The following is a 14,427-nucleotide window of genomic DNA, read 5'->3' as shown; positions in this document are numbered from 1 at the left end:
CTCGCTCGGACTTCCAAATGCGCCACGACCTCCTCGAAAGGCGCGACGAAAGGCGAAACGCCGCGAACGCGCCACGCCTGTTCAGAAACCCCTCCCGCACAAGAATGCGCGCGACCCTCACAACCCAGATCGCACCGAACAGGCAGGCCCGTTCTTCCAAGTGACGCGCGATTGACCGCGGAGAGCGCATCAGCGCTTCCCGCCGGTTTCGTTGCGACCGAGCCTTTGCCGGATTCGCACGTGGCTCTGGTCCACCCATGCGAGAGCGGATCGCGCAAACGGGCCTTTCGGCACGTGTTTGAGAACAAGGACCTCCACTTTCCCGAGCCACCAGAGCTGCAGCCGAACGCTGATAGGCCGCTCCCGATGCTGGATCTTGCGGGTCATCATGGCTGCCTCCGCCAAACAGAGCCGATAAGCTCACGACCTCCAGCCCAACAGAGCCGTCGCGCTCTCTGAGGGCCGCAAGCGTGCAGGCGCGCAACCACAGCTCCGGATCGGCAAACGGGGCGAAACCCGATACAAGCCGGTCCCAGATTGTTGGTCGGCGCCGGCCAGACGCCGCAGTCGTCGAGTGAGGCCGCAGCGATGTGGAATGACGTATGCACATGCTCCCCCCTTCACCGGCCGACGAGCGAAAGCTGCACGATCCGCACGAGGACAAGCCCGCCGGCCAAGATCAGATAACCGCGCAAGACCAGCATCCAGAGACGAGTCATCGGCGTCATCCGAGCTGACGGAAGCTCATCCAGCGGCGGCATGCGGTACGTCGCGCGCACCATCTCGTTCTTCGCGTTGGCCGGCTCTTCGCGGTGGATGAAGAGGAAGGCGACAGCGACGGCGAGCGTGAATACGCCTCCGATCCCGAGTATCGCGAGGATCGTGCTCTCGCTCATGTTTGGATACAGCACCGATGCGGTCAGGATGATTGACAGCATCACGAGGACACCGACGACGGCGCCGGTGAACAGGTTCATCCACCGCCCATTGATCCACGGACCCAGAACGGCTTTGTCGTTGCAAAGCAGCAGCAGGAACACGGTGGCGCTCGGTAGCAACACGCCGGCCAGAGTCTGCACGGCGTTGGTTAGCAGGCCGAGCGGCATGCCGGGGGTCAAAACCAGCGCAGCAGCCAACGTAACGAGGCCGCCATAGACCGCATAGAAGCCCTTGGCGTCCTGCGGCTTCCGATGCAGCGAATGCCGCAGCGACAGCACATCGCCTATCGCGTAGGCCGTCGACAGCGAGACCGCCATCGCGCCGATCACGCTGGCATCGAGCAGCGCAAGGGCGAAGAAGACGCCAGCCGTCTTCCCGACATAGGCGCCAAGCCCGGCAGCCACGGCTCCGGCGTCCTGGAAATTCCCGAACTCCGGACGACCTGCGAACGTCGCTGCGGTGAACGCCATCATCGCCACTGCGCCGATGACGACCAGCACAATGCCAAGGACGAGATCGATGCGCCCGTAGCTCAGAAAGCGCGTCGTGATGCGCTTGTCGATCACATAGCTCTGCTGGAAGAAGAGCTGCCAGGGCGCGACCGTTGTCCCGACAATGGCAATGATCAGGAGCATCACCTCGCTCAGCTTCCCGCCTTCAGGAAACTGCGGCACGACGAGATCATGGGCGATCTGGCTGACCGGGGGATGAACCCAGACGAGCACCGGCACCAACAGAAGACTGCCGAAAACGAGAAACAGCGAAAATCTTTCGAATCGCCGGAAATTGCCCGTCCCAGCCGCGGCGATAATGACGGCCGCTGCGGCAATGACGCCTACGCCTCGCGGAAGCCCGAGGTACTCGAGCGCCAGGCTGATTCCGATGAACTCGGTGACGATGGTCAGAGCATTCAGCAAGAAAAGGTCGACAACGCTGAAGGCGCCCCAGAACTTGCCAAACCGTTCGAGAATGAGCCGCGCGTGGCCGACGCCCGTCACCGAGCCGAGCCGCAAAACCATTTCCTGGTTCACGTACAGGACGGGAATGAGCAGGATGAGCGTCCACAACAGCGAGGTGCCATAGTTCTGGCCCGCCTGCGTGTAGGTGCCGAAGGCGCCGGCATCGTTGTCACCGACCATGACGATCAGGCCCGGTCCAAGGATTGCCAGCAGCGTCATCAAACGAGCACGCCAACCGTTCCTGGGACCCGTATCGTTCTTCTTGATTGTGCCGAGCGCGCCTTTGATGTCGCCGATATGCGCTTCATCCAGCACAGCGTGACGCACGGGAGTATCGAGGTTAGACAGCATGATTAACCGCCTTTGAAATGGCGTTGACTTGAGGGTTCTTGCGTTGGAGCGGTCGTGCGGCTCGACCTGTCGCGCACGACACGCGACCGCGCTCAGTCCGGTGACAGAAACCACCGGCATTCGAGGCGCCCTGCCGCCGTCAGTCGCCAACGGGCTGTCAACCGCGGGCGCCTGCGCTTGAAAGAGAGAACCGAGCTCGCTGGGGAAGTGACGCCTTGCGGACGCACACTGGAAAACTGGAAGGTCATTTTTTGCCTCCTGATGCCTGGGCTCAGGAGGCGGCACGCATCAAAGCAGCGCGAAGTGGATCGCGCGGCCCTCGACAATCGTGTCGTCGCCCTGAGCATAGCCGAGCCGCAGCGAAACGAGAGCAGACGTCGAGCGTCTACTGTCGCATTCGTCGGCCAGACTGCTAGGTCGCGGGTTCATATCGATCCCTTGCTGTGCCAATGGAAAATCCAGCCCACCATAGGCTGGACCTTGGCGCGTGAAATCGTTGCCGGTCTTCACAGCGCCACGGTTTTGATATATACCCGAGGGGGTATATTGCAACTATACCCGGGTATACGAAATGGGCAGATCGCACGTCGTTGCCGAGAAGCAGCGACTCCTTAACCGTGTCCGCCGCTTGCGCGGCCAGGTCGACGCATTAGAGCGGGCTCTCATCGCCGACGAAGCCTATAACGACGTCATGCGCCTGGTCACTGCAACCCGCGGAGCGATCAACGGAATCATGGCGGAAGTTATCAACGGCCACATCCGCACCCACATGGTCGACCCCAACCGCGCGCCCAGCCAGAGCGAGCGAAACGCCGCGGACGAGTTGGTCAGTGTCCTGCGAACATATCTTAGGTGACGTAATGATGCCGCCTCACGCCAAAGCTCAGGGCGTTGACGAGCCGAACGCGCCCGCACACCCGAACCGGGCGCGCCGCTTTGCTCGGCCATGGGCATACTTTGTCTCCCGCCTGGACCCGCGACCACAGGCCCTCTTCTCGCCGATGCTACCGATCTTCACGGCAGCACTCGCCATCGCCATCTTCATTTTCGACACGGTCACACCCTACGAAATCGCGGCCGCGAGCCTCCAGGTCGTGGTCGTCCTCCTGTCCCTGCGCTTTTGCCGGAAACAAGGCGTCATCTTCGTGTCGCTAGGCTGTGCCGCGCTCAGCATCCTCAGCGCCGTACTTACCATCGTGAGCTATGTTCCAACCGCCGGGAGCACCTTCAGTCTCGGTGTCATCAACACGTCGATCAGTCTGACTGCGATCGCAGCAACTGCTTACCTCGCGCTGGCTACCGAGACCGCCCGCCAGACGGCTGAACGCGCGCAAGCGCACCTCGCCCACGTGGCTCGTCTGACAACACTTGGCGAGATTTCCGCCTCAATCGCTCACGAGCTGAACCAACCCCTGACGGCGGTCATCACGAATGCGAATGCCGCCACACGCTGGATCCGCAGTGAGCCGCCAAATCCGCAGAAGGTCACGAGTTCGATCGAAAGCATCGTCGAGGACGCACGGCGCGCGAGTGAGATTATCGCTCGAATTAGAGCCCTGACCACACGCGCTGAACCCCAAAACGCATGGGTCGACATCAACGCGGTGATACAAGAGGTGCTTGTCCTCATCCAGTCTCAGTTGAACGAAAACCGCATCGTGGTCCGAGCTGAACTTAACAACCGCCTGCCGAGCGTCTTCGGTGACCGAATCCAATTACAGCAAGTCGTTCTCAACCTCATCGTCAACGCCATCGACGCAATCGGTGCTGCACAAGCAGACCCCCGAGAAATTCGCATTAGATCACGCAAGACACGGCCGAGTGGCGTCGAGGTCAGCATTGAGGACACCGGCGGCGGACTGACTACGACTGATGTCAATCAGATCTTCGATGCATTCTTTTCGACGAAGACCGGGGGCATGGGCATCGGTCTCTCGATCTGCCGCTCGATCATTGAAGCTCATCATGGCCGCATCTGGGCCGAAAAGGGCGAGCCTTCAGGAGCCACCTTCCACTTCACGCTGCCTGGGACTCAGGAGGCAAACCAATGAACCTCGGCGCTCCAGCCACCCGCACTCAGAAATCAACCGTGGCGATCGTGGATGACGATCCGTCCGTCCGGAAAGCCATTAGCAATCTATGTGAATCCGAAGGGTTCGACGTCGTGGCGTTCTCCTCTACGGCCGAATTCTTGCGCTGGTCGATTCCGGAGACACCCGTCTGCATGGTCTTGGACGTCCGCATGCCGGGCGAAAACGGGCTGGATTTTCAAGTCGAGCTAGCGAAGTCTCACGCTGAAATTCCGATCGTGTTTGTCACGGCGCACGGTGACATTCCCATGTCTGTCCGCGCCATGAAGGCTGGCGCCATCGAATTCCTGACAAAGCCGTTCAGGGATCAGGACCTCCTCGACGCCATCAACGGCGGCTTGGCGAAAAGTCGTATGCGCCGTAACGCGCTCGAGATGAATGCCGAATTGGAAGCTCGATACCAATCGCTGTCCAATCGCGAGCGAGAGGTGATGGATCTGATTACAAAGGGTCAACTCACGAAGCAGATTGCGGCAACACTCAACCTTAGCGAAATCACCGTTAAGGTCTGCCGCCGGCAAATCATGACGAAGATGCAGGCGAATTCCATGCTCGACCTCGGACGCATGTCAGAGAAACTGGAAAGGATGAGAAGCGGACCCGCGGAGCTCCGGTAGAAGAAGCCACGGTCGGATCGCTGCTGCTCGATATACCCGAGGATAGTTGTGCGACGAGCTGATTTGTCGCAACGCTCTATCGGAGTCGTACCTCCGAGAAGAAAAGGGCGGAGATCGTGCCCCACACCGCCACGTTAGGACATAGGGCCCAAGCGATCCTGGCGGTGTTCGCACAGCTCCACAAGAGCGCCGGCGATACTCTGAGATACGACGAGATCACCGATTATATTGGCGACGCTCACGTCCGAAAACTCGGTCAGCAAGAGCTGACTCGCGAAGGCCTCGTTGTTGAACACCAATATACGCTTGAACTCACCTCGACCGGCCGAGCGGCGATCACCTCGCTATTCGGGCCGAGCGGCCGACTCGTTCCCAGGCTTTTGAACGGGATCGAAACAACGACGATCAACAACCATAAGATCAAGGCTTGGCCACGAGAACCTGATAGTCCGAGCATCCGCTACGTCGTGAAGCGCTTTGCGTTAAAGCTCGCAATACTTCTCGTCTTTGCCCTTGCGCAAATACCGTCGCGATGGGGGTTCGGTTACGCCTTCGTCGCTTTGACGGCGTTATCGGGCATGATCTGCATTGGTCTGGCGCTCGTGCGTCGTGAGGCCTGGACGCTCGCGCGCCTGAACTACTGGCACGAAGCCGTCGCGTTTCTTGCTCTTGCATTGAGCGGCTGGACTACGATGCGCTGAACACCGGCGAATCCGCGCGGCGGACGGCCAAAGCGCCACGCCGAATATACCCGAGTATATTCTTCAGACACTTTTCGAGCGAAGAACGCCTCCGGGTATAAGTAGCGCAAACAACGATCGCACTCTATAGACACAGCAAATCTGCTTGGCGGGAATCGTCTAGCCTCGCTTGAGCAGTTCTAGGAAACCGAACGATGCCGAACGACGGTAGTCGACAGCTTACGCCGCCACGGACGTTTCGCCGAGCCTAGACAAGAGCTCGCTCGTGACGGCCGGCACGGCTGACACGAGGGCGCCATGGTCTTTCATTCCAGGAGTGACGGCAAACACCGCCATTTCGATAGGAGCTTGGCGCCTCGTCTCGCCGGGCCAAGTTGGGCAGACCTCGCCGCCATAGCCCTTCTGCTAGTCATCGCATTGCTCGTCATCGTCGGGGTTGGCCAAATGCGCCAACCGCTGACGGCTCTCAATGCCGCGCCCGTCGACCTTCAGCTCCTGCACCTTCCTGAATATGCGCTTCTCTCGACCCTGCGCATGTTCGGGGCACTTGCGGCATCTCTGATATTCACTCTGACTGTTGCGACCCTCGCAGCAAAGAGCCGCAAAGCCGAACTGATCATCGTTCCTGCTCTCGACATTCTACAGTCGGTTCCGGTGCTCGGCTTTCTGACGTTCACCGTCATGTTCTTCATGAACTTGTTTCCTGGGCGCCAGCTTGGGGTCGAGTGCGCCGCGATTTTTGCGATCTTCACAAGCCAAGCCTGGAACATGGCGTTCAGCTTCTACCAGTCGCTTCGCACGGTCCCGAAGGATCTCGATGAGGTAAGCAGGCAGTTTGGCTTTTCGTCCTGGCGCAGATTTGTGCGCCTCGAGCTTCCGTTCGCCATGCCAGGTCTGGTCTGGAACGCCATGATGTCGATGTCGGGAGGATGGTTCTTTGTTGTCGCCTCGGAAGCGATCGCGGTTGGCAACACGACGATCGCATTGCCCGGTATCGGCTCCTGGTTGGCGCTCGCAATTGAGCGGAAAGATTTCGGCGCTGTCGCCTGGGCAGTCTTCGCAATGGCCGTCGTCATCGTCCTCTACGACCAGCTCATATTCCGGCCAATCGTCGCTTGGGCTGACAAGTTCAGATTCGAGCAAACCGCGTCGCGTGAACGACCGCGCTCCTGGGTATACGACCTCGCACGCCGCACGCGCCTTCTGCCGTCGATCATCGAGCTTCTGCTGGTGGCTGGCCGAACCCTGAGTGCGCTGAGCTGGTCGGCCCCACCTCGACGTCAAACGCTCCACCCCAATAAACACATCATTCGTGTCCCCGACGGCCTCTGGATCGGTTTCATCGCCGTGGTCTGCTTCGGCGCCTCGCTCTGGCTGCTGCGCTTTATTTCGACATCCCTGACAGCGGCGGACATCATATCAATTGTTGGCCTGGGCTTTGCGACCTTGGTTCGCGTCGCCGTCCTCATTGCGATCGCCAGCATCATTTGGGTGCCGATCGGCGTGTGGATCGGATTACGGCCGACCTGGTCCGAGCGCCTGCAACCCGTCGCCCAATTCCTGGCCGCCTTCCCGGCCAATGTGCTGTTTCCCTTCGCGGTCGTGATCATCATCGGGCTGAGGCTTGATCCGAACATCTGGCTTTCGCCGCTCATGATTCTGGGCACGCAATGGTACATTCTCTTCAATGTCATTGCTGGAGCTAGCGCACTTCCTAACGATCTGAGGGAAGCGGCGCGGACGTTTAACATGCGCGGCCTGCAATGGTGGCGCCAAGTCGCCTTGCCCGGCATTTTTCCCTACTTCGTGACCGGCGCGCTCACGGCGTCAGGCGGGTCGTGGAACGCCAGCATCGTCGCCGAATCCGTTTCCTGGGGCGACAAACGTCTGCAGGCCACTGGTCTCGGCTCCTTCATCGCCGACGCGACCGCTGCTGGCGACCTGCCGCGGGTCGCCGTCGGCATCGTCGTGATGTCGGCCTTCGTCGTCACCCTCAATCGCACGCTTTGGCGCCCACTCTATCGGTACGCCGAGCGCCGGCTGCGCTTCGATTAAGAGGAGGATCAGTTCATGGTTGTCATTGAGAGCCGCAATTTAGTCGAAGTGCAGAAAGTCCGCCAGGTCTACGGAAAGTCCGGGGGACCCGATTTGCTGGTCCTCGACGACGTTGATCTCACCCTCAAAGAGAATGAAATCGTCGGGCTGCTCGGCCGATCCGGCTCCGGCAAATCGACGCTGCTCCGGTCCATTGCCGGCCTCGTGACGCCGACACAGGGCGTCATTGAGTTTCCCAAAATCGAAGACGGACAGCGCGCCACCGTTTCGATGGTATTTCAAACCTTCGCGCTTTTTCCATGGCTCACGGTCTTACAGAACGTTGAAGTCGGCCTCGAGGCGAAGAACGTGCCCCCGACTGACCGACGCAAGCGCGCGTTGGCGGCGATCGACCTCATCGGCTTGGACGGTTTCGAAAGCGCTTATCCGAAAGAGCTGTCGGGCGGCATGCGCCAACGCGTCGGCTTGGCGCGAGCATTGGTTGTCGATCCGGACATCCTGCTCATGGACGAACCATTCTCTGCCCTTGACGTGCTAACCGCGGAAACGCTGCGCACGGATCTTCTCGACCTTTGGTCCGAAGGGCGCATGCCAATTCAAATCGATCCTGATCGTCACCCACAATATCGAAGAGGCGGTGCTGATGTGTGACCGCATCTTGCTCTTTTCCTCAAATCCCGGGCGCGTCATCGGCGAAATCAAGGTGGAGATTCCGCAGCCACGCAACCGACAGGACCCGACCTTCCGTGCGCTGGTCGAACAGATCTACGTCCGCATGACGCAAAAGAACGACGACAGTCAGCCCCGAGACGGCCTCTTTCCGGGATCCGGCATAGGGATGGCTCTTCCTGTTGTTTCGACGAATGCGTTGGCCGGTCTGATCGAGGCCATAAATGCAGAACCCAATAACGGCCGAGCCGATCTGCCCGAACTTGCGAGCGGTCTCCTCTATGAGACCGACGATCTATTTCCGATAGCAGAGGTTCTGCAGTTGCTCCGCTTCGCCGAATTGGTAGGTGGGGACATCAAACTTCTTCCGGCGGGCAGACGCTATGCACTGGCCGATGTCGATGAACGCAAGAAGATCTTTGCGCAGCAGCTTCTCAGTTATGTGCCCCTGGCCGCACACATCCGGCGCGTCCTCGACGATCGCCCAAGTCACAAATCCCAAGCCCGGCGTTTTCACGACGAGCTCGAAGACTTCATGTCCGAAAGCTACGCCAGCCGAACACTTAAGGCAGTGACGCAATGGGCACGATACGCGGAGGTCTTTGCCTACCACGAAACCACCGATCTGTTCAGTCTCGATGACCCAACTTAGACGAAAACCGACCAGACACCGTAAGCAACACAGAGTCGCGCCTTGAATTTGGCGACGCATCCCGCACTTTGGGAGCATGTTATGACCAGCTATATTCGTATTGCGCGCAACTTAGCGACCGGCACTAGGCAAGCGCTATTTTCGTTCTTTGAGCCACAGTTACGCACGCTCTGTACAGCTCAGGTCAACACCCCGAATACAGTTCCACAACGGTGCGCGCGCGACGGTTTCGATTCCGCCCAGCGACTGGCGCGGTCCTCCCTTGGATCAGATTTCTACGACCGCGAGCCACCAAGACGTTCCGGCAACACGGGCCGGCGCGCCCGAGCAGGCCGTCGCCCCGTCCGATTACAGCTTTGGCTGGCAGGCGTCGTGCTGGCGAGTGCGGACCGTCTCTGTCATGCAACGCTGTGGCTGTACCGTCGCCGCTTGGTCGACGCACGCTTTACCAAGGCAACGCTCCGAGCTGCACATCGCATTCGCGCCTGGGGATTCAAGCTTGCATTTCGATGAGGCGCCGCAAGGCGGAAAGCTGCCATCTTGTGCGAGGTCATCATGGTTTCCGGGCCTGGTATTGGCACGCACGGCAACCTCGACCGCTCTTCTCGCACAGGCGGTTCGCATACAACCGCACAATATACCTCGGTATACGACTTGGTGCCCTCGGGAGGGCTAGCTAAATCGCGGGAAGGAATTGAAATCAATGCAACCCTATGAACGGTGGCACTCGACAGTTCATAGGCTCTCTGAACGTTTGAGGCTGCTCGATACATGAGCAATCCGATAAACAATTCCAGCGGTCGGCGGGATGTCCCTGCAAACGATCGCCGCAACTCTCCGCGCCGGCGCACACTCCTCGCAGGCCGAATAATTTTCAATCAGCAATCCTCGGTCATCAATTGCATGGTGCGAAATGTTTCGGAGTCCGGCGCCCGTCTCGAAGTCGAGCCCTCGATCCACATCCCGGACAAGTTTGAGCTGGACGTACCGAGTGCCGGCATAACGATGTCATGCCGCATAATCTGGCGCCGCGGGAATCTCATCGGAGTTTCAAGAGAATGAGCACGCCTAAAGTGGTCTGATACGGCGAGCAGGTAAGAGCGCCTCATCCCTCAGCGCCTGTGCATTCTCAGCAAGCCAGCGCAACAAGATGAAAGCGATCACGATAGGGATTCGACAGTGAGTGCTACGCAAATAACGCTTGTTGCAAATCTTTTCACCATGATCGTCGTCGTTATTGCCGCCATAAAGCGCCCGATTCCAAGTTACATTGCCTTGGCTACATTGTCCGTCATCGTCTCGATTGTATGTGGGTACGAGGTAATTACGGGAAAGGCCACGATATTTGCGACGTTGGCCACCTTCGCTCTGGTTATCCTCATAATGATCCGAATAAGTCTAAATAAGTTGCGCCGCTAGGCAATCTCTTCTCGAATGCGGCCGGGTAGGCTGACGAGGCCGCCCCCAAGACACGCAATATCACGGATCGGCGCCGACCGATTGGCGTGAAGGCAGGATGGGCCAAGAGGTCCGGGTGGCATGTCTCGTACGATGGCCATCCGATTTCTAACCTCGCCCATCCTGCGGCCCCATCGCAATCAACAACGACTTCCCACAAGCCGCATCAACTCTCATCTTGCTCGTGCGCCATCGTGACAAGCCGGGACGAGCACCTCCACAATGTGACGGAGACATGCGCAGGCTTCCGCTCGATGCGCGACCGGTGACCAAATCCCGGGTCATAGTCTTGGATTTACGACGGAGGTGCAGATGGCCGAAGAGAAATTTCTGACCACCGAAGAGGTCTCCGAGCGATACCGCGGTCAGATCTCTGTCGGCACCCTTCGCAATTGGCGAGCACAGCGCGTCGGTCCGCCATACATCAAAATCGGCAAGTCGGTGCTTTACCCCGTGCCTGGACTCGAGGATTGGGACAAAAAGAATCTCGTGATCTGCCGTGCTTCGCATAAACTCATTGAGACAGAGGCTGAACGAAAGTGAATGTCACGCAACTTCACGATCTACCGACCCCAAACTCATACCCCCGCCCCCTCGGGCATTACCAGAAACCATCATTAATTCAATAGGTTACCGCATGCGACGCGGTTGATGCACAACCACCCCTCGGGCGACCCGACTCCCTCCGGCGCCGACATGCGGATGACGCGCGAGCTCGTCGATATCGCCAAGCCGCTCGGCATCGCGATCCACGACCACATCATCGTCGGCCGCGACGGCCATGCGAGCTTCCGCAGCCTGGGGCTGATCGAGGGCTGAGCGCGGAGGCAGCGATGGCGCAATTATCGGTCAAGCGCGTCTACGATCCCCCCTCCCCGGAGGACGGCACCCGCATCCTGGTCGACCGGCTCTGGCCGCGCGGCGTGAGGAAGGAGCGGATCGATCTCTGGCTCAAGGACATCGCGCCGAGCGATGCCTTGCGGCACGAATTTCACGGTCATCCGGATCAGTGGGAAACCTTCCGCGCGGCCTATGCGGCCGAGCTCGGTGGCGCGCCGGCGCAGGCTGCGCTTGCCATTCTGATGGAGAAGATCGCCGCCGGCCCGGTGACGCTGCTCTATGCCGCCAGGGACGAGACCCGCAACAACGCCGAAGCGCTGCGCCTGTGGCTCGCCGGGCATCCTCCCGCGAGCGGCTGATCGCGGCTGCGCCTTCCGTAACGGCGGGTCTTAGACTATTCGCCGAGCCGGCCCGCCCGCTTCTGCCCAAGGAATAGGCATGCTTGCCCCTTTGGCCGGCTTGCCCCCCTCTTCCCGAACGCCTGCGAATGCGCATAGGCTGACGAAAATGGGGATGACGGCCGCATGGTTGCGTTCGATGAAATGACCGGCTCGGGGCAGGAGTTGAGGCCAGCCTATGACGCGCTCGACCGCTGGCTGAAGGAGGCTCCGGCCGAAACGCTGGCGCTGAGGCGCTCGCAGGCGGAACTCTTCTTCCGGCGCATCGGCATCACCTTCGCAGTCTATGGCGACGAGGAATCGACCGAGCGCCTGATCCCCTTCGACATCATCCCGCGCGTCCTCACCAAGCCGGAATGGACCAAGCTGGAAGCGGGGCTGCGCCAGCGCGTCACCGCCCTCAACATGTTCCTGGCCGATGTCTACGGGCCCAAGGAATGCCTGAAGGCCGGCATCATCCCGCCCGATCTGGTCTATCGCAACGCCTGCTACCAGCTCGAAATGGTCGACTTCAAGGTGCCGCACGGCGTCTATTGCCACATCGCCGGCATCGACGTGGTGCGGGTCGACGCAGACACATTCTATGTGCTCGAGGACAATGCCCGCACGCCATCGGGCGTCTCCTACATGATGGAAAACCGGGAGGTGATGCTCAGGCTCTTCCCGGAGCTTTTCGCGATGCACCGCGTCGCCCCCGTCGACAACTACCCTGACCAGCTCCTGGCGACGCTGCGCTCGGTCGCGCCGCGCAGCGCGCCTTCGGACCCGACGATCTGCCTGCTGACGCCCGGCCAGTACAACTCGGCCTTCTACGAGCACTCCTTCCTCGCCGACAAGCTCGGCGTCGAGCTGGTCGAGGGCTCGGACCTGCTGGTCAAGGACGACGTGGTCTACATGCGCACCACGCAAGGGCCGAAGCGCGTCGACGTGATCTACCGGCGCATCGACGACGACTTCATCGACCCGCTCGTCTTCCGCGGCGATTCGGTACTCGGCGTGCCCGGCATCATCGGCGCCTACAAGGCCGGTAACGTCACGCTGGCCAACGCCGTCGGTACCGGTGTCGCCGACGACAAGGCGGTCTACAGCTACATGCCTGAAATCGTGAAGTTCTTCACCGGCGAGGAGCCGATCCTGAAGAACGTCCCGACCTTTCGCTGCCGCGAGCCCGAGGCGAACGCCTATGTGCTCGACAATCTGGAGAAGCTCGTCGTCAAGGAGGTCAACGGCTCGGGTGGCTACGGCATGCTCGTCGGCCCGCACGCCAACAAGGCGCAGATCGAGACCTTCCGCCGCAAGCTGAAGGCGAGCCCGGAAGGCTTCATCGCCCAGCCGACGCTGGCGCTCTCGACCTGCCCCACCTTCGTCGCCTCGGGCGTGGCGCCGCGCCATGTCGACCTGCGGCCCTATGTGCTCTCCGGCGCCAACGGCATCTCCTGCGTGCCGGGCGGGCTGACCCGCGTCGCGCTGAAGGAAGGTTCGCTCGTCGTCAACTCCAGCCAGGGCGGCGGCACCAAGGACACCTGGGTGCTCGACGCATGACGCGCTCTCCCGATCGCCTCAACGCTCCCTTCCGGATGCTGCCTGCCTCGCCGCGGAAAGGCCCTCGCTGACCATGCTCTCGCGCACTGCAGACAGCCTCTACTGGGTTTCCCGCTATGTCGAGCGGGCCGAATGCCTCGCCCGCATCCTCGATGCGACGACCCGTCTCACCAACCTGCCTTCGACCTATGGCGGCGCCGGCACCGAGTGGCAGAGCGCGGTCCTGACCGCCGGCTGCGAGGACACCTTCGCCCAGGCTTATAGCGAAGCGAACGAACGCAATGTCTGCGACTTCCTGACCTTCAACCCCGACAACCCCTCCTCGATCCGCAACTGCCTCGCCTTGGCGCGTTCGAACGCGCGGGCGGTGCGCACGGCGCTGACCTCGGAGATGTGGGACGCGCTGAACGGCGCCTGGCTCGAGCTGCAACGCTTCGAGAAGAAGCGCATGGACCGCGAGGAATTCGCCCGCTTCCTCGACTGGGTGAAGAATGTCTCGCTGGTCTTCGACGGCTCGGCCTACCGCACCATGCTGCGCGACGACGGCTACTGGTTCTCGCGGCTCGGCGTCTATCTCGAGCGCGCCGACAACACCGCCCGCATCCTGGACGTGAAGTATCACGTCCTCCTGCCGGCCAACGAGCAGATCGGCGGCTCGCTCGACTATTTCCAGTGGACCACGGTGCTGCGCGAGGTCTCGGCGCTGACCGCCTATCATTGGGTCTATCGCGAGGCGGTGAAGCCGGTGCTCATCGCCGATCTGCTGATCCTGAACCGGCGCATGCCGCGCTCTCTCGCCGCCTGCTACGAGAACATCTCGCGCTTCCTCGACTCGCTCGGCGACGCCTATGGCCGGCAAGGCGCGGCCCAGCGCCAGGCGCGCCGGACTCTGGCGAACCTCAGCAACACGCGCATCGAGAACATCTTCCAGCACGGGCTGCACGAGTTCATCGAGGACTTCATCACGGAAAACAACGGCCTCGGTAATACGATCGTCGAGCAGTACCTGCAGTGACCCGCTCGCCTCGCCGCGAACCGGCAGGTAGAACGACAGATATCCAGAGCATTTTCGAGCGAAGTGGACACCGGTTCGCGTGAAGAAAATGCGATAAAACAACGAGATAGATCCTTTCCGCGCTTCAGGGAAACGCGGAAA

The 14,427-nt window shown here is 60.6% G+C and carries 13 protein-coding genes and 2 pseudogenes; 12 read left to right on the top strand and 3 right to left on the bottom strand.

The features are described from left to right. Positions 1–189: 189 nt before the first annotated feature. The 3 genes from IED13_RS25035 to IED13_RS25025 form a co-directional block, all read right to left on the bottom strand. Positions 190–390, bottom strand: a complete 201-nt coding sequence (locus tag IED13_RS25035) for a hypothetical protein (protein WP_041751098.1) — start codon at positions 388–390, stop codon at positions 190–192. A 230-nt stretch (positions 391–620) separates the two neighbouring features. After that, the gene (locus IED13_RS25030) at positions 621–2,249 is read right to left on the bottom strand and encodes an NRAMP family divalent metal transporter (protein WP_012047207.1); all 1,629 of its coding nucleotides are present in this window, start codon (positions 2,247–2,249) and stop codon (positions 621–623) included. A gap of 288 nt (positions 2,250–2,537) precedes the next feature. After that, positions 2,538–2,759 carry a hypothetical protein gene (locus IED13_RS25025; RefSeq protein WP_041751099.1) on the bottom strand — a complete coding sequence of 74 codons (222 nt, stop codon included), beginning with the start codon at positions 2,757–2,759 and terminating at the stop codon, positions 2,538–2,540. Between the two features lie 61 nt (positions 2,760–2,820). On the opposite strand from IED13_RS25025, the gene IED13_RS25020 reads away from it, so the two are divergent. The 12 genes and pseudogenes from IED13_RS25020 (at position 2,821) to IED13_RS24965 (ending at position 14,286) form a co-directional block, all read left to right on the top strand. Next, the gene (locus IED13_RS25020; protein WP_041751100.1) at positions 2,821–3,105 is read left to right on the top strand and encodes a metal/formaldehyde-sensitive transcriptional repressor; all 285 of its coding nucleotides are present in this window, start codon (positions 2,821–2,823) and stop codon (positions 3,103–3,105) included. Between the two features lie 4 nt (positions 3,106–3,109). Beyond that, positions 3,110–4,300 carry a sensor histidine kinase gene (locus tag IED13_RS25015; protein ID WP_210323749.1) on the top strand — a complete coding sequence of 397 codons (1,191 nt, stop codon included), beginning with the start codon at positions 3,110–3,112 and terminating at the stop codon, positions 4,298–4,300. Then, positions 4,297–4,956: a response regulator transcription factor gene (locus IED13_RS25010; RefSeq protein WP_004620406.1), complete on the top strand. Its 660-nt coding sequence runs from the start codon at positions 4,297–4,299 to the stop codon at positions 4,954–4,956. The genes IED13_RS25015 and IED13_RS25010 overlap by 4 nt, the downstream gene beginning before the upstream one ends. A gap of 164 nt (positions 4,957–5,120) precedes the next feature. After that, a complete protein-coding gene (locus tag IED13_RS25005) occupies positions 5,121–5,657 on the top strand; it encodes a hypothetical protein (protein WP_041751101.1) in 537 nt (178 codons plus the stop codon). Between the two features lie 297 nt (positions 5,658–5,954). Then, the gene (locus IED13_RS25000; RefSeq protein ID WP_035017373.1) at positions 5,955–7,712 is read left to right on the top strand and encodes an ABC transporter permease; all 1,758 of its coding nucleotides are present in this window, start codon (positions 5,955–5,957) and stop codon (positions 7,710–7,712) included. 15 nt (positions 7,713–7,727) lie between these two features. Continuing rightward, positions 7,728–9,033, top strand: a pseudogene (locus IED13_RS24995) (ABC transporter ATP-binding protein). A gap of 771 nt (positions 9,034–9,804) precedes the next feature. Further along, positions 9,805–10,095 (top strand): PilZ domain-containing protein, encoded by a 291-nt coding sequence (locus tag IED13_RS29375; RefSeq protein WP_012047213.1) that lies wholly within the window; start codon positions 9,805–9,807, stop codon positions 10,093–10,095. A gap of 708 nt (positions 10,096–10,803) precedes the next feature. After that, positions 10,804–11,034, top strand: a complete 231-nt coding sequence (locus IED13_RS24985) for a helix-turn-helix domain-containing protein (RefSeq protein ID WP_004620414.1) — start codon at positions 10,804–10,806, stop codon at positions 11,032–11,034. A 105-nt stretch (positions 11,035–11,139) separates the two neighbouring features. Further along, positions 11,140–11,310, top strand: a pseudogene (locus IED13_RS24980) (JAB domain-containing protein); the annotation flags it as partial. Positions 11,311–11,324: 14 nt separating this feature from the next. Next, on the top strand, positions 11,325–11,690 hold the full coding sequence (locus IED13_RS24975; RefSeq protein ID WP_191125813.1) for a DUF488 domain-containing protein: 366 nt from the start codon (positions 11,325–11,327) through the stop codon (positions 11,688–11,690). A gap of 165 nt (positions 11,691–11,855) precedes the next feature. Next, positions 11,856–13,271 (top strand): circularly permuted type 2 ATP-grasp protein, encoded by a 1,416-nt coding sequence (locus IED13_RS24970; RefSeq protein WP_038358494.1) that lies wholly within the window; start codon positions 11,856–11,858, stop codon positions 13,269–13,271. A gap of 73 nt (positions 13,272–13,344) precedes the next feature. Further along, the gene (locus IED13_RS24965) at positions 13,345–14,286 is read left to right on the top strand and encodes an alpha-E domain-containing protein (RefSeq protein WP_038358495.1); all 942 of its coding nucleotides are present in this window, start codon (positions 13,345–13,347) and stop codon (positions 14,284–14,286) included. Positions 14,287–14,427: the final 141 nt, after the last annotated feature.

It is taken from the genome of Allobosea spartocytisi, from assembly GCF_014764685.1.
Classification (GTDB): Bacteria; Pseudomonadota; Alphaproteobacteria; order Rhizobiales; family Beijerinckiaceae; genus Allobosea; species Allobosea spartocytisi.
The sequence above is the reverse complement of the archived record's forward strand: the minus strand, read 5'-3'. Positions and strand labels throughout refer to the sequence as shown.